10 protein-coding genes are annotated in these 15,617 nt (G+C 63.9%); 5 read left to right on the top strand and 5 right to left on the bottom strand.

Annotation, left to right across the window (positions count from 1 at the left end; translation table 11 throughout):
- Positions 1 to 75 precede the first annotated feature (75 nt).
- Complete coding sequence (gene rpsO / locus OVA24_RS03870) at positions 76 to 330, bottom strand: 30S ribosomal protein S15 (RefSeq protein WP_267673683.1); 255 nt, start codon at positions 328 to 330, stop codon at positions 76 to 78.
- Positions 331 to 588: 258 nt separating this feature from the next.
- On the opposite strand from rpsO, the gene OVA24_RS03865 reads away from it, so the two are divergent.
- The 3 genes from OVA24_RS03865 to OVA24_RS03855 are packed head-to-tail and all read left to right on the top strand — an operon-like array spanning position 589 to position 6,605.
- Positions 589 to 5,406 carry a beta strand repeat-containing protein gene (locus OVA24_RS03865; protein ID WP_267673681.1) on the top strand — a complete coding sequence of 1,606 codons (4,818 nt, stop codon included), beginning with the start codon at positions 589 to 591 and terminating at the stop codon, positions 5,404 to 5,406.
- On the top strand, positions 5,403 to 5,858 hold the full coding sequence (locus tag OVA24_RS03860) for a hypothetical protein (protein ID WP_267673679.1): 456 nt from the start codon (positions 5,403 to 5,405) through the stop codon (positions 5,856 to 5,858). Before OVA24_RS03865 ends, OVA24_RS03860 begins: the two co-directional genes overlap by 4 nt.
- A 36-nt stretch (positions 5,859 to 5,894) precedes the next feature.
- Positions 5,895 to 6,605 (top strand): YoaK family protein, encoded by a 711-nt coding sequence (locus OVA24_RS03855; RefSeq protein ID WP_267673678.1) that lies wholly within the window; start codon positions 5,895 to 5,897, stop codon positions 6,603 to 6,605.
- Between the two features lie 9 nt (positions 6,606 to 6,614).
- Here OVA24_RS03855 and rimO read toward each other — a convergent pair whose 3' ends face one another.
- Positions 6,615 to 8,018, bottom strand: coding sequence for a 30S ribosomal protein S12 methylthiotransferase RimO (gene rimO, locus OVA24_RS03850; RefSeq protein WP_267673676.1), 1,404 nt, complete (start codon positions 8,016 to 8,018; stop codon positions 6,615 to 6,617).
- Positions 8,019 to 8,037: 19 nt separating this feature from the next.
- Positions 8,038 to 8,688: a hypothetical protein gene (locus OVA24_RS03845; RefSeq protein WP_267673674.1), complete on the bottom strand. Its 651-nt coding sequence runs from the start codon at positions 8,686 to 8,688 to the stop codon at positions 8,038 to 8,040.
- A gap of 106 nt (positions 8,689 to 8,794) precedes the next feature.
- Between OVA24_RS03845 and OVA24_RS03840 the strand changes: the two genes are divergently transcribed.
- Entirely contained in the window at positions 8,795 to 9,499 is a 705-nt protein-coding gene (locus OVA24_RS03840; RefSeq protein WP_267673672.1) for a hypothetical protein, read from the top strand.
- Between the two features lie 47 nt (positions 9,500 to 9,546).
- Positions 9,547 to 10,989 carry a C39 family peptidase gene (locus OVA24_RS03835; protein ID WP_267673670.1) on the top strand — a complete coding sequence of 481 codons (1,443 nt, stop codon included), beginning with the start codon at positions 9,547 to 9,549 and terminating at the stop codon, positions 10,987 to 10,989.
- Between the two features lies 1 nt (position 10,990).
- On the opposite strand, the gene OVA24_RS03830 is transcribed toward OVA24_RS03835, so the two are convergent.
- Both OVA24_RS03830 and OVA24_RS03825 read right to left on the bottom strand, forming a co-directional pair.
- A complete protein-coding gene (locus tag OVA24_RS03830) occupies positions 10,991 to 12,403 on the bottom strand; it encodes a DUF1501 domain-containing protein (protein WP_267673668.1) in 1,413 nt (470 codons plus the stop codon).
- Between the two features lie 3 nt (positions 12,404 to 12,406).
- A complete protein-coding gene (locus OVA24_RS03825) occupies positions 12,407 to 15,580 on the bottom strand; it encodes a DUF1553 domain-containing protein (protein WP_267673666.1) in 3,174 nt (1,057 codons plus the stop codon).
- Positions 15,581 to 15,617 lie beyond the last annotated feature (37 nt).

Raw genomic sequence — 15,617 nt, 5'->3', positions numbered from 1 at the left:
TGACGGAAGCGGAACCGTTTTTGCAAAACAGCCACGGGATTTCCCGTGGCTGCGTTGCGGAGAGTGGATTTTGCCTCAGCGGCGGAGACCCAGGCTTTCGATCAGCTTCTGGTAGCCCTCTTCATTGTGCGCCTTGATGTAGTCAAGGTGCTTGCGGCGGACAGCGACCATCTTCAGGAGACCACGGCGGGACGAGAAGTCCTTGGTGTGGATGTTGAGGTGGTCGGTCAGTTCGACGATGCGCTTGGTGAGGAGCGCGACTTGATATGGGGAGCTGCCGGTGTCTCCTTCGTGTTGCTTGTATTCGGCGAGGTTGATTTCTTTGGCCATGGTCTTGAAGGGTGGATCCAGCCGGAGCCAGACCGTCCTTGGTTGAGGTTGGGCGGGAAATCAAGCGGCTGCCCGGCCTTTTGGCAAGGTAAAGTTTCGGTGGACTCCCCTCCTCCCCCCGGGACCGGAGGCATCCGGGACCACCCGGCGCGGCGGAAGCCGGAATGGATCCTTACGTACGGACATCTCTCCCCTGTCACACCACCTCGGTTCGGGAAATCAGTTCTTACCGGAGACACCCATCCCGGAAAACCCACCATGTCCCCGAGCCACCTCATCCTTGCCGCGACCGCTTTTCCGGCAATCGCCGGAGCCGCCAACCTGTCCGGCATCCTCGGCCCCATCACCCCGGTCTATGAGGGGGATGAAACGGGCACGAAGTTCACGAAACCCGGCTGGTTCCCGGACGCACAATTCCCCCTGGTGTGGGGTGGGGCGAACGAGCCGGACACGAACCTGAGCTGGTGGATGTCCCGCCACAGCGGTGGATACCTCCTGGACTACACCCGCAAGGATGGCCAGTGGATCCCCGGGGGACCGGCGGACGCCCCTGACGAACGCGGCTACTGGATCCAGGATGTGTACCGGCCCGTGGACATCGACCCGACGTTGCGCGGACGGACCGTCACCCTGGAGATCTACCCGAACGACGCCACCTACAGCACGCCGTCCGCCACGGAGGAACACGTCATCGATGACAACTACCTGGTCGGATTCACCCACATCGAGGACTGGGCGGGCCGGGAGGTGAACGGCTCGCGGACCATCTACTCCATCGACAACGGGAAGAACTGGAAGAAAGGCCCGCTGCGGGCGATGAGCATCTGCGCGATCGATACCCGCACGGATCCCTCCCAGCCCCGGTTGGTGAGGATTTCCCATCACTGGATCGACCATGGGAAATACAACGGCAGGAAGACCGTCACCTACGACATCGCGACAGGTGTCGATGGCTATGCCATGGGCGCACCGAACGTCGAGACGTTCACCCATGGGAACATGTATGGCGTCACCGGCATGTTGTGGAGCCGCTACCTGAACAAGTGGCTGGTCATGTTCGGCCTCAACGGCAGCCATGGAAAGGACCTCCAGTTCGTGACGACGGACTCGTTCGAGACCTACTCCTGGGAGCCCAGCGTCAGCATCGAGAGAAATGAGGTTCCCGGCCGGGGCACCGTCGCGGGATCGGGGGACTATCCCACTTTGCTCGGCGGCTTCCCCCACGCCGCCGCCTATCCGATGCCGTTCAACAAAGAGGTGGGGCAGCTCGGCTGGATCTACAACAAGCACAACGGCCTCAGCGGGCGGGCGATTCACTTCATCGCGCCGGTGGAGAAGCGCATCACCTGGCAGGGGGCGGACGCCTCCCGCGCCGCCACACTCCGCATCGGGCCCGGGGCCGCATCCTTTTCCGCCCTCCGCCACAAGGGCAAGGAGGTGGCCGACCTGGACGATGAGGACGGGGATGGCGTTGTGAATCTGATGGAATACGCCACCGGCAGCCCGATCGGAGCCGGAAACAAGGTGCCCGGCATCCTCTCCCGGGAAGCGGAGGGGTTCCATTTCACCTACACCCGTGACACGGCGGCGGCTGCATTGCCGGTGGTGGAATGGTCGGAAACACTGCGCGACAACGACTGGAGGACGGATCGCATTTCCGAGCAGATCCTCTCCACCTCCGGCAGCGTGGAAACCGTCCGCGCCTCGCTCCCGCAGTCGGACACCACTCGCCGTTTCTTCCGCCTGCGGGCCAACCGCGCCCTGGCATCCCCCGCTTCCGGAAATGGCATGCCCTCCGCGCCGGTCGATTTCGGCAATGGGGTGACGCTCACGCTGGATCACACGGAGATCCCATCATCCGGCGGAACCGCCACGTGGACGTTCACCCGCTCCGGCCCGACCACGGATGCCCTGAACCTGTCGTTTGGCGTCACCGGCAACGCTTCATTCTCCGCGGACTACCAGCTCGCGGGGGCACCATCCTTCGACGGATCGACCGGGACGCTCGTCATTCCGGCCGGGCAGGCCAGCGCCAGCTTCACCACGACCGCCACCTCCGGAGCAGGGAAAAGCATCACCGTCAGCGCCCCCGGAACGCTCCATCTGGCGGGGACCGGCAACTGGAACCAGAGCGGGGGAGGATTTTCCGGCATCGTGGATGAGACGCACACGCTCGACTTCAACTCCACCGCGGGCGGGACGTTCCAGAACGACATCCCGGTGACCAAGCGGGTGCGCAGCATCAACTTCGGGGCGGGGTCCGGAGATCACGAGATCAATGGCAACCCCATCGAACTGGAGGCGGTGAACAAATGGCTGTCCACCGGCTACGCGATGTACGGCATCAACCAGTACTCCGCTGCCACCGCGACCTTCAACACGGACATCAACACCCGCTCCGCCGCACTCTACCTGCGTCCGTGGCAGGCGGGCGGAAAGATCGTCATCAATGGAAAGACCGACATGCTGGGCACCGGCGGCGTGGTGGTCTCCGGTCCTGGGGATGTCGCGCTCAACGGCGATCTGGTGGACACCGGCTACCGGGACTTTTCCAGCGGCCTGCCGGGACTGGTGGCAGGTGTGAACATGGGACGGCTGATCATGGCCGGGGACGGCACCCTTTCGCTGGCGGGCGACAACACCTTCAACGGCCGCACGGAAATCAAACATGGAACCGTCCGGGTGGAGTCTGCGGGCGCGCTCCGGAACAGCATCGTCACGCTGAAGAAGCATGACGCGCTTGCGCCCGTCACCGACTTCAAACTCGGCGGTCTGGATGGCTGGGGCAACATCGACCTGGCAGGGCATCATCTCACGCTGGGCAACCACAACCGGCCCGACTGCTACACGACGAACCATACCGGCGTGATCCGGGGTGACGGCTCCATCACCAAAATCGACACGAACACCCAGCGCCTCGGCGCGGTCAACCTGCACACCGGAGGCACCATCCTGAAAGGTGGCATCCTGGAGGTGCCGGGCAGCTCGCGGACCGCCTTCGGCAGCGGGGCCATTGAGTTCGACGGTGGGACGCTCCGCGCGGCGGGCACCGTGGCGGCGGACAATCCGGTCGTCGTTTCCTCCGGCGGAGGCACGCTCGATACCGGCGGGCGCACGGTCATTCTCAACGGCGCGTTGTCCGGCTCCGGGCCACTGACTGTGGCAGGCACCGGCTCCGTGATCCTCAATGCGCCTGGCACCTACACCGGCACGCTTTCCTCATCCGGAGAGATCCGGGCCAATGTCTCCGGCGCGTTTGGCAACGGGGTGCTCAATGTGGGCGGACGGATCACGCTGGGGGCAGACCAGACCGTTGGCGGCCTAACGGTGACGGCGGACGCTCCGGTGGTTGATACCGGCGCGTTCACCCTGACCGTGAATGGACCCATCCGAGTGGCGGCGGGGAAGGCGCTGGTGAAGGCCGGCGCCGGGACGCTGGACTGGACTGGCAGCGCGGCGGAATTCAACGGTGGCCTGGTGGTGAACGGCGGCACCTTCCGCACGACGGGCGGCGGGGATGTGACCCACGGCGACATCACCCTCAACGGCGCAACCCTCTCGCTGCACTCCTCCGCCACGGGCAACGCGGAATTTTCCATCGCCCGCAACCTCGGAACGAAACTCACGGTCAACGGCGCGGCCCGGCTGATCCTCGACAAAGGCACGGCGGACACGCTGACCGCCACCATCGGCTCCGGGACGAACGCCGACGCCTTTGTGATCGGGGAAGGCTCAACCTTCCTCACCACGCTGGGCCAGGACACCGTGCTGAAGCTGGATGGCCAGCCGGACACACCCGCCAATGCCACCTACCCGCCCTCGTTCCTGCTGGCGGCGGGTGACCGCACCGGTGACTTCGCCGCCTACGATTCCACCGGCGGCTTCACACCTTTCACCGGCTACGTCCAGCGGTCGGGCGCGTGGACGGCAGACAGCGGGGAGATCCCCAACATCACCGCGGCGACCACCCTGGCAGCCGACGCGACGGTCACAGGACTGCGCGTGCAGGACACGAACAACCTGATCCTGACCAGCCGCGTGCTCGGCTTCAGCGGTGCCGACGGCAAGGCGGGCCTGATCCTCAACAATGGCTCCCTCACCGGCGGGGCGATCGATTTCGGCACGAACAAAGGCTACATCTATGCCTCCGGTCCGGATGCCACGATCAGCAGCGCCATCCGCGGCAGCGCGGGTGTCATCTTCACCGGCCTGCCCGGCACGAAGGTGAATCTCACCGGAACGCAAACCACCTACTCGACACGACTGACGGTTGCCGGCACCACGCTCGAACTGCCGAGCTTGGCGGTGATGGGCGAAAGCGGAACCCCCATCACGCTCGACGGAGGTGGCACGCTGGCTTTCCCGAATTCCATCAACTTCACCCGCGAGCTGACCTTCGGCAGCGGCGGCGCGGGCATGGAAGTGGCGGCGGGCAAGACCGTCACCAGCAGCGGCACCTTCTGCGGATCCGGTCCGTTCCGCAAATCCGGCCCCGGCTACCTGAAGCTCAACGGCGCGGGAAGCTCCACCGGCGCGGTGACGGTCGATGAAGGCACGCTGGAGTATATTTCCACCGCCATCCAGGGCAGCACCGGACCGATCAGCGTCGCGGCGGGAGCACGCGTGAACATTTCCTACACCGCCCACGGAGTGGCGTTCTCGCATGATCTCCGGATCGCCGGCCACGGACCGAACGGGGAGGGAGCGCTGTCCGTCGGCGGCAGCGGTAACACCGCGAGCAGCATCACCCTGACGGATGATGCGAGGATCCAGGCGCTCAACGGGGCGACCTTCGCCATGCACGGCCCCATCCTCGGCCAAGGACACGCGCTCAACTTCAGCGGGACGGGCCGGTTCGGCATCCATGGCGCGATCGACGTGGACGGTGCGGACCTCAGCGCGTCGCAGACGCCCTACCTCAGCATCAAGGCGACCTCCTCGGTGATCTGCGAAAACCTCACCACCGCGGCGGGCAGTATTTTCGAAAGGCCACGCGGAACACGCGCATCAACTCCGCGACCATCGGCGGTCGCCTGTGCGGCCAGAAAGGCAGGCTGGCATCCACAGGCGGCGTGACCATCGTTTCCGGAGGAACCCTCGCGGGCGGCCTCGTTGACACGCCTGACCTGTTCACCATCGACGGCGACCTCACCCTCCAGGAGGGAGCTACCTACCATGCCTATGTCAAAGGCCCCGTCGGCGCGGGCAGTGATGGCGCGGGCAGCCAGCACGGCCAGGTTCTGGTGACCGGCTCAGGCGTTGTCGGGGGCACGCTGAAGCTGGTCATCGCCGCCGGATACACCCCAGCCACCGGGGATGAGATCTTCGTGATGCTGCGCAACGGCGGCTCCGGCGCATTTGACAAGGTGGTGGTGGTCGAAGGCTCCACCACCATGCCGGACCAACCCGGAGCGCAAGGCTCCGCCATCACCATCAAGGGCAAGACCGGAACGCTGCGCTACAACAGCCACTCCAGCATCAACCTTTCCAGCCCTGCGACGGCAGCGGATATTTCGATCAAGTTCTGATGGCGAATCCGGATTCGGATTGGTTCCCGTGCGGAGATGTTCCAAAGTCTCCGCAGGATGACACCGGAGCCGCGGACGGGATGGGTTGTATTCGGAGGATGCTGCCTCGCATTCCTGGCAGCGGCGGTGAACGCCGGATTCCTCATCGATCTCGGAACCTCAGTGAGCCACCTGACCGGAGATGTGTCCAAGGTGGCGATGCAGTCCCTGGGAGGCGAAGGATGGGAGAAATCCGGAGCCCTCTATCTGGCGGTGGCGACCGTAGGATTCATCTTCGGGGCGATGGTCTCGGGCTTCTTCGTCCACCATCCGACGTTGGAAATATCGCGCCCTTACGGCCGCACCATCGCCGCCATCGGGGGGCTGCTGCTGGTTTCACATGGAACCTTCACGGGCATCCCCTGGCTCTCGGTATTTCTGGCGAGCTGCGCCTGCGGGATGCAGAACGCGCTGGCAACCCACTACCGGGGTATGATCCTGAGAACCACGCATGTCACCGGCCTGCTGACGGATCTGGGGACGAACCTGGGGATGCGGCTGAAGGGGCACTACATCGCACCATGGAAACTGGGAGTTCCGGTGATGCTGCTGGGAGCGTTCTTTCTTGGAGCCTTGTTCGGCACGCTGCTACACCTCTGGCTGCCGGGACGTTTCCTGCTGGTTCTCGGGGTGATCTACATCGCCGGAGGAATCGCCTGGACGATCCGGAAGCGATGGGACCGTGGAGCATCGGGCGGGCCGGTCTGAGGACGGCACTTACCGCGCCGCCACCAGGTCGTAGCCGCGCCAGTCCTTGATGGTGACGGTGGCGAACTCGCCGACGGGGATGTCCTCATCGACATGGACGGAGCCGTCGATTTCAGGGGCGTCCCACTCGGTGCGGCCGACGCCGGGTTGCTCGACCAGGACGCGGACGGTCTTGCCGACCTGCTCCTGGTTCGTTTCTCCGGCGATCTTCTGGAGCTTTGCCATGGCGCGGGACCAGCGACTCTTGCGGGTGGCGTGGTGGAGGTGGCCGTCCATCTTGTTGGCGCGGGTGCCTTCTTCCTTTGAGTATTGGAAGACGCCGGCGCGCTCGAAGCGGAACTCCTCGATGAACTCGAGCAGTTCGGTGAAATCCTCCTCCGTCTCGCCGGGGAAGCCGACGATGAAGGTGGTGCGGATGCCGAGGTTCGGAATACCGGCGCGCATGCGGCGCAGCAGGTCGCGGATGTAGTCGCCGCTGGTCACGCGCTTCATGGCGGTGAGCATGCGGTCGGAGATGTGCTGGAGCGGGATGTCCACGTACTTCGCGACCTTGTCGCACTCTGCGATGGTGGCGATCAACTCGTCCGACCAATGGGCCGGATGGGTGTAGAGGAGGCGCACCCAGAAGTCGCCCTCGATCTTGTTGATCTCGCGCAGGAGGGTGGAAAGGGATTCGCCGCGGGTGGAGTCCACCGGGGAGTTCGGCTTCGGCCGGTCGCCCTCCCACTGGTCCATGCCGAAGTAGGTGGTGTCCTGGGAGATGAGGTTGATTTCCTTCACCCCGGACTTCACCAGTGCCTCGACCTCGCGGACGACGCTATCCTGGGTGCGGGAGCGGTGGCGGCCGCGGATCTGCGGGATGATGCAGAAGGTGCAGGTGTGGTTGCAGCCTTCCGCGATCTTCACATAGGCGAAGTGGTCCGGCGTGAGGCGCATCCGCGGGGTGGCGTAGTCCGGCACATACTGCGGCTTCAGCGTGACGAAGTCGCGCGGATCATCCGTGGCGGCGGGGCCTTCGTCCTTCGTGACCTCCGCGTGGTTCTGCTTGCCGAGGAGATTCTCGATGATCGGCGCGACCTTGGTGATCTGGTCAAGACCGATGAAGGCGTCCACCTCAGGCATGATGCCGGGCAGGTCCTTCGCGAAGCGCTGGGAAAGGCAACCGGCGACGATGATCTTCTGCCGCTCCAGTTCCGGGTTGTCCTTGCGGGCGTTCACCGCGCCGAAGACGGCGTCGATGGACTCCTTCTTCGCCATGTCGATGAACGAGCAGGTATTGACGATGAGGACATCGGCAAGCTCGGGATCCGGGGTCAGGGCCATGCCCGCCTGCGCGAGGTGGCCGATCATGACTTCCGAATCGATGAGGTTCTTCGCGCAACCGAGCGAGATGAGGCCAACGGTGGTGGACATGGGGAAAGGGGGAAAATGATTACTGGGGAGGCAGGATCAGCTCGTCCCCGGGTTGCGGTTTGAAGTCACCGTATCCGGGCATGAGGTTCGCAATGCCACCTTCAACCGTGATTTCCGACACCTTGATCTGGCCGATGATCCCGGTCTTCCTGCGGATCGCCAGGACCGATCCGGTCTGGACGTTCTCCGGCATCAACACCTCAAAGACCACGAACATTCCGGTTTCCGCATCTCCAGCCAGTTCCTTCACCCGGCCCATGAGCAGCGCCTCACCGATCAGGCGGGCGCGGCGGAGTTCCCTGTCGCTTTTCTCCAGATCACGCTGGCCGAGCAGTCCTTCCTCATCCTGGTCCACCTTCGCGTCGCGCTCCGCCTTCGCCTTTTCCTCGGCGATGCGGGCGATCTCAGCCTCCTTGGCGGCAAGCTCGGCCTTCAGCGCATCCCTTTCGGCGGAACTGACGGGCGGCGCAACCGGCTCGGAGGCCCGGACCTGCTGCATCTGCTTTTCAAGCTGCAGGCGATCCTGTTCCAGGCGGAGCTCCTCGACCTGCTTCTTGAGACGGGAGATCTCGTCGGAGGAGGCCTCTTTCGTCCCTTCGCGCATGCCGTGCCATGACAGGCCCACCGCGCCGAGCAGAAGGGCGATCGTCGCGCCGAGGAGAATCTTCATCGTGTCCATGTGGGGCACCGTGTACTGGCTGGGTGGCGGATGTCAACGCGGCGGTCCACGCTTGGCCACTTGCAAAGGGGGCGGGGCGGTGCTTCAGTGACCCTCGATGAAAGCCCAACCCTCCCTCCTCCTTGCCGCGTTGTCCGCCTTTCTGACCTCCCACGCAGGCGCTGTGGTAGTGGCGAACTACCCATTTAACGGCGGTTCGAACACATCGACCGACGTCCACGCCCAGAGTACGGCCGGAGCTTTCAGTATCTCAGGCGGAAGCGCATCGGACCAGTCCGGCTTCTCCTCCAGCACCAACCAACCATTCATCAGGGTCACCAGTCTCACCACCACGAAAGCCGACGCGATCACAGGCGGGGACTACTTTTCCTTCACCTGGACGCCCGGCTCGGAATTCACCAGTCTGCTGGGACAGTTGAGCTTCTCCTTCGGTGGCAGCAACCTGGCAAATGGATCAGAGGCGGACAACTACACCGCATTCATGTCACTCCAGGCCCAGGTCGGGTCCGGAGCGTTTTTCGATGTGGGACCGGAATTTTCACGCTTGGTTCCCTACCAAAGCGGCAACAGCCAGCCGCAACTCACGGATAATCTTGTCATTGACCTGAGTGGGGTCAGCGCGTTGCAGAATGTAACCGATCCTGTGACATTCCGGTTTTATCTCTACAGTTCGGTCACCAACAACAACGGTAAAATCGTGCGGATGGACAATGTGACCCTGGATACCGTCCCGGAGCCTTCCGTGGCACTTCTTGGCCTGGTTGGTTCAATATCTTTGCTGCGGCGCAGACACGTTCGTTAAGTGGAATCCAGGATTGACCCGCACGGAATCCCGGCTTTCCTAAGTCCATGAAACGCTGGGATTCACCGCTCTCCGCCCTGCTGCTGCTCGTCTGTACGGCCTCACCGTCCGTGGGTCAGGAGTTCCGGACCTTCCGCAGCGCCACCGGCCAGGAGATCCAGGCGAAGTTCGAAGGAATGGCGGGTGACCTGGTGAAGCTGCGCCGCAGCGACGGAAAAGTGTTCGAGCTGCCGAAGGACAAGTTGAGCGCGGCGGACCAAGCGTTCGTCACGGAAGCGGCCGCCACCGCCGGCAATGCGGCCGGATCACTCAACACCGCCGCCGGGCATGAGATCGTCACCTCGGAGTCTTTCGCCGCGCGCAAGGCGGAGGACATGGCGAATGGTTTGAAGCTCAAGCCGGAATCCCAGTCGAAATACGGCCGGAGCTGGCGGCTCTACTCCGCCTTCGTGAAGGACTACCAGTTGTTCGGCACGATGCCTTACTCCGTCGCGCTGTATTCCAACGAAGAGGGGAACGTCACCAGCGTTTCCGTCGTCTATGCGAACAAAGGCGACTTCGGCAGCACCGCCGGATTCGGCAAGGATCACTTCAAGGGAGGCACGTCCGCCACCGCTTCCAGCCTCGGGGAAGCGATGAAGATGGATGAGGAGAGCGTCTCGAAGGCGCTCACCTCCGTTCTCGGCGCACCGAAGGAACAGCGCTTCGGCGAAGGAAAGACCCGCCGCACCATCCGCCGCTGGGACTGGAACGGCCACTCGTTCCTGCTTTCCAACGAAGAGGGCGAGTATGTCGGGCTTTCCATCGTCTCCACGGAAACGGCGGACGCGGGCGGAAAGTCCCTCCGCATGAAGGATGAGGATCTCAAGAAACGGCTGGTGGACAGCGTGAAGAAGGACCCGAACGGGGATGTCTATATCACCGAGATCCCGATGGTGGACCAAGGACCGAAAGGCTACTGCGTGCCCGCCACCTTTGAACGGGCGATGCGCACCATGGGCATGGACGCGGACATGTATCTGCTGGCCATGGTGGGCCAGAGCAATGCGGGGGGAGGCACGGTGGTGCAGTACCTCCTGGATGGCATCCGCTCCCAGGTCTATACGAAGGGCCGCCGCCCGAAGGATGAGGATGTGAAATCCATCAAGATCCGCGATGTGAAGCGCTACATCGACCTGGGGATCCCGGTGATGTGGACAATGCACTCGATGGACGCCTACAACGAAGTGGCGGACAAGAACACCGCGAAACGCGGCTCCGTCACGGACTGGACCGCATACACCACGGAGATCACAACCGATGCCGCCCCGTTCACGGGCAAGGGCAAGCCGGAAGATAACCGCCACATCTGCATGATCATCGGCTACAACGAGAAGACCAACGAGCTGGCGGTGAGCGACTCGTGGGGGCAGCGGTTCGAGCTGCGCTGGGTGCCGCTGCAGGTGGCGGACTGGGCGAACGCCGGCCACTTTTTCATGATCCTGCCCTGATTCAGGCAAGGATGCCCTTCACCACGGAGGCGGGTTTCACGCCTGTCAGCTTGTAGTCCAGCCCCTGGAACTTCGTGCTGAACCGGGCGTGGTCGATGCCGAACTGGTGGAGCATGGTGGCATGGAGGTCCCGCACCTGGACGATGTCCTTTTCCGAGTTGTAGCCCAACTCGTCCGTCGCGCCGTGGACGATGCCCGGCTTGATGCCCGCCCCGGCCATCCAGATGCTGAAGGCGCGGATGTGGTGGTCCCGCCCGCTCCCCTGCCCCATCGGCGTGCGGCCGAACTCGCCGCCCCAGATGACCAGGGTGTCCTCCAGCATCCCTCGTTGTTTCAGGTCCTTCACCAACGCCGCGGAAGCCTGGTCGGTCAGCAGGGCGGTGGCGGGCATCTTTTTCTCAATGCCGCCGTGGTGGTCCCAGCCGCGATGGTAGAGCTGCACGAAGCGCACGCCCCGCTCCAGCATGCGCCGGGCGAGCAGGCAGTTGCTGGCGAATGATCCGTCGCCCGGTTCCGTCACGCCATACATGTCCAGAACGTGCTTCGGCTCGTTCTTCATGTCGGTCAGCTCCGGCACGGAGGCCTGCATCCGGAAGGCCATCTCGTATTGCGAGATCCGCGTGTCGATCTCCGGATCAATGCGCTGCTCCCCCAGCAGGCCGTTCATCCTCCGCACCTCATCGATGACCTGGCGCTGGGTTGACTGGCAGATGCCGTCCGGATTCCCCACGTAGTGGACGGCGCTGCCCTTGCTCTGGAACTGCACGCCCTGGAACTTGCTGGGCAGGAAACCCGCGCTCCATTGCCTCGCGGAGATCGGCTGGTCCGCCTCCGCCCCGCGTGAGACCATGACGACGTAGCCCGGCAGGTCCTGCGACTCCGCCCCCAGTCCGTAGAGCAGCCATGAACCCATGCTCGGCCGTCCTTTGAGGATGGAGCCGCTGTTCATGAAGGCGTGGGCGGGATCATGGTTGATCTGCTCCGTCACCATCGAACGCACCACGCAGATGTCATCCGCGATGGAACCGATATGCGGGAACAACTCCGAAATTTCCGTGCCGCAGGCACCCCATTTCCTGAACTTCGTGAAGGAGCCGCGGGCGATCAGCTTCGCGCCCTGGAGCTGGGCGAGCTGCTGGCCCGCCGTGAAAGACTCCGGAAATGGCTGGCCGTTCAGCTTGTCCAGCATGGGCTTCGGGTCGAACGACTCCAGATGCGACGGACCACCGGCCATGCAGAGGTGCACCACGCGCTTCGCCTTGGCAGGCAGATGCAGGCCACCCTGCGACTGCATGAAAGGCAGCGACTCCGCTCCCATGAGCTTCGACATCGCGAGGCTACCCAGCCCGGCGAAGCTCTGCTTCAGGAAGGTCCTCCTGCTCCAGTCCTGCTGGTATCGTTCGAACGGGTGCATGGCTCAGTAACGGGTCAGGGTTTCATGGAGGTTCAGCAACACGCGGCAGGTCTGCGTCCATGCGGCCAGTTCCAGCGGATCCAGTTTCGGATCGGCCTGCCACTGGCCGACTTTCAGGAACTCCTCCGGGTTGTCGTCACCGGTTTTCAGCTTGGCGCGCTGGCCATTGAGAAATTTCTCCAGCCCCTCCACCTCCCCCGCGCGTGGCTCGCGGCCGAGTGTGCGGAGGATGGCGGACTTGATCCGGTCAGTGTCAGTGGCGGTCGGACCCTCCTCCAGGAGGCTGGCCGCGAAGGCACGGGCCGCTTCCACGAAGGAAGGGTCATTCAGAAGGATCAACGCCTGCTGGGGACTGTTCGACTGCAGGCGGTCCGCGGAGCATTCTTCACGACTGGGCGCGTCGAATCCGGCCATCATCGGGTGCATGAACGTCCGCTGCCAGTGGGTGTAGAGGCCGCGGCGGTATTGGTCGCTGCTGGAGCTGGCCGCGTAATCCCGCTGGGGGAAGTTGAGGTTCGCGTAGTAGCCTGCGGGTTGGTAGGGCTTCACACTCGGCCCACCGACGAAATCACCCGGAAGCAGCCCGGAAATGGAGAGGATGTTGTCACGGACAAATTCAGCATCCAGCCGCCGCGGGGATTGTGCCGCCAGCAACCGGTTCGCGGGATCCAGTTCCGCGAGATCCGCCCGCTTTCCTGACTCCTGCCGGTAGGTGCCACTCATGACCATGAGTTTCACGAGGTGCTTCACGTCCCAGCCGGATTCGCGGAACTCCACGGCCAGCCAATCGAGCAACGCCGGGTTCGCGGGCCACTCGCCCTGGTTGCCGATGTCATCCAGCACGTTGGAAAGGCCCTTGCCGAAAAACTGCTTCCACAGCCGGTTCACGAAGTGGCGGGCTGGCAGCGGGTTTTCGTCGGCGACCATCCACTTCGCCAGGTCCAGCCGGTTCAGGCGGCCACCGTCTTTCCGCACGGAGGCATGGGGAAGGAACTCAGGCACTGCCGGCTGCACCTCCTCACCCTGGGTCATCCAGTCACCCCGTGGCAGGAGGTGGACCGCCGGGGTCTTGTCCGCAGGCAAAGTCTGCGCGACAACGGAGTGCGCGTAGCCCGCGCGGCAGGCGATGATCTCGTCGCGCAACTTCCGGAAATCCTCCGGCAATGCGGCGTCCTTCGCCGTTGCCCGCGCCCATGCGGCGACCAGAAGCTTTTGATCCTCCGATCCGGGAGCGGCGGCCTTCAACGCCTTGCCAAGTTCCGGCGACATGGCCTGCGCCTCACCGGGAATGGGATCGCCGAAGGGCGTGATGCTGATCCTGAATCTCCCGAGATCCGCGGTCGCCAGGGTGACGGTCAGGAAATCATCCGCTCCCGCGGTGAGTGGTTCCGCGAGCTGGTAGATCGCCGTCTGCGGATGGGACGCGGCATCCTGCGGCTCCTCCCACAGTGCGGGGGCGGAGCGCCACTCCGGCTCCAGCTTCGGGTCATGGCTGCCGTTGGAATACTTGTGCGGCGTTCTGCGGTCCGCCTGGGCATAGGCGACTTTCAGGGATTTCTCCCCGATGGCGAAAGTGGGAGTGACGGAGAATTTTCCATCCGCTCCGCGCCCGACCTTTCCGGAGTTCTTTTCATCGGGTAGTGCTTCAAGGCGGATGGCGGAAAATGCCTGCCCTCCCAGCGGGAAGCGCACCATGACCACTTCATCCTTCTTCGCCTCACCAGTCAGCAGGACCGAATGATCCGGCAGCACCTCCACCGGAGTCGCCAGCTTCGATGAAACCGTGGCACCCGCCAGCGACTTCCAGCCATCGGGAAATTCACCGATGAACGTCTCCGCTCCGGCAAGCCACGGTCCGAAAGATTCATTCTTCGGAGTCGCCGCGAGCGTCATCGCCCCCTGTGTTCTCAGCGATCCCATCCGCTTCACCAGCGCCGTATTCCGCGCCTGGATTTCCGGAGGGAAAGGCCAGTCGTTGTTCACCTTCGGCAGATCCGGGTTCGGCGTGTAGCCGTAGTCCGCATATACGCCCCACTGCCGCACATCCGCGAAGAAAGCACCCAGCGAATAGAAGTCCTTCGCGGTGACGGGATCGAACTTGTGGTCATGGCACTCCGCGCAGCCGGTCGTCAGCCCCAGCCACGCGGCACCCACCGCCCGCACCCGGTCGCCCAGGGACTTGGCCATGTATTCCTTCGGCTGCGCGCCGCCCTCGCGGGTCATCAGGTTCAGCCGCAGGAAACCGGTGGCGATCCTCTGTTCATCCGTCGCATCCGGCAGCAGGTCGCCCGCCAGTTGCTCGATGGTGAACGCATCGAACCGCTTGTTCGTGTTGAACGCGTCGATCACATAGTCGCGGTAGGGAAAGACGCGCGCGTTCTGGTCGCCGTGGTATCCCACCGTGTCCGCGAACCGCACGACATCCAGCCACGGCACCGCCATCCGCTCACCATAGTGCGGGGACGCCAGCAGTCGGTCCACCTGGGTGGCGTAGGCTTCCGGCCGGGCGTCCGCCAGAAAGGCGGCGACCTCCTCCGGCGACGGAGGCAGGCCGGTCAGGTCCAGTGACAGCCGCCGCAGCAGCGTGGCCTTGTCAGCCTCCGGTGACGGCTCGACTTTCAGGCTGTCCAGATTCGCCAGCACGAATGAATCGACCGGGTTGGCGACCTTGTCCGCATGCCGGGTTGCAGGGACCTGGGGTTTCACCAGTGGCGCGAATGACCAATGCTCCTGGTACTTCGCCCCCTGTTCGATCCAGCGAGTGATCAGCCCGATTTCATCCTGCGAGAGCGGCTTGTGGAAATCCGTCGGCGGCATCACGTCGTCCTCATCCTTGGTGGTGATCCGCCGCCAGACTTCGCTCGCCTTCGGGTCACCCGGCACGATCGCGCGCAGCGAAGAATCATCCTCCAGCGGCGCATAGCCCCCCTCCGCGGTATCCAGCCGCAGTCCGGCCTCACGCGTCGTTTTGTCAAATCCGTGGCAGGAAAAGCACTTGTCGGAAAGGATCGGCCGGATGTGGGAATTGAAGGTCACCTCCCCCGCCGGAGGTCCGCCCGGCTTCGGCTCCGCCGCATCCGCAAGGCCACAGGCCGCGAGTACAAGCGCCCAGACGACGGGCGGCAGCACGCGGGCAAGCTGGGTTTCCGATGCCCCGGGGTTTGCGGGATCTCTCATTGGGTTCGCTACTTCTCCTAAAACGTGGGACGCCCTG

This window comes from Luteolibacter sp. SL250 (assembly GCF_026625605.1).
In the GTDB taxonomy this organism is placed as follows: domain Bacteria; phylum Verrucomicrobiota; class Verrucomicrobiia; order Verrucomicrobiales; family Akkermansiaceae; genus Luteolibacter.
The sequence above is the reverse complement of the archived record's forward strand: the minus strand, read 5'-3'. Positions and strand labels throughout refer to the sequence as shown.

Excerpts from the sequence above, each read along its gene's own strand:
- OVA24_RS03840 (WP_267673672.1), top strand. The coding sequence starts at position 8,795 with ATGAAAGCCCAACCCTCCCTCCTCCTTGCCGCGTTGTCCGCCTTTCTG.
- rimO (WP_267673676.1), bottom strand. The coding sequence starts at position 8,018 with ATGTCCACCACCGTTGGCCTCATCTCGCTCGGTTGCGCGAAGAACCTC.
- OVA24_RS03830 (WP_267673668.1), bottom strand. The coding sequence starts at position 12,403 with ATGCACCCGTTCGAACGATACCAGCAGGACTGGAGCAGGAGGACCTTC.
- OVA24_RS03835 (WP_267673670.1), top strand. The coding sequence starts at position 9,547 with ATGAAACGCTGGGATTCACCGCTCTCCGCCCTGCTGCTGCTCGTCTGT.
- OVA24_RS03855 (WP_267673678.1), top strand. The coding sequence starts at position 5,895 with ATGTTCCAAAGTCTCCGCAGGATGACACCGGAGCCGCGGACGGGATGG.
- OVA24_RS03865 (WP_267673681.1), top strand. The coding sequence starts at position 589 with ATGTCCCCGAGCCACCTCATCCTTGCCGCGACCGCTTTTCCGGCAATC.
- OVA24_RS03825 (WP_267673666.1), bottom strand. The coding sequence starts at position 15,580 with ATGAGAGATCCCGCAAACCCCGGGGCATCGGAAACCCAGCTTGCCCGC.
- OVA24_RS03845 (WP_267673674.1), bottom strand. The coding sequence starts at position 8,688 with ATGAAGATTCTCCTCGGCGCGACGATCGCCCTTCTGCTCGGCGCGGTG.
- rpsO (WP_267673683.1), bottom strand. The coding sequence starts at position 330 with ATGGCCAAAGAAATCAACCTCGCCGAATACAAGCAACACGAAGGAGAC.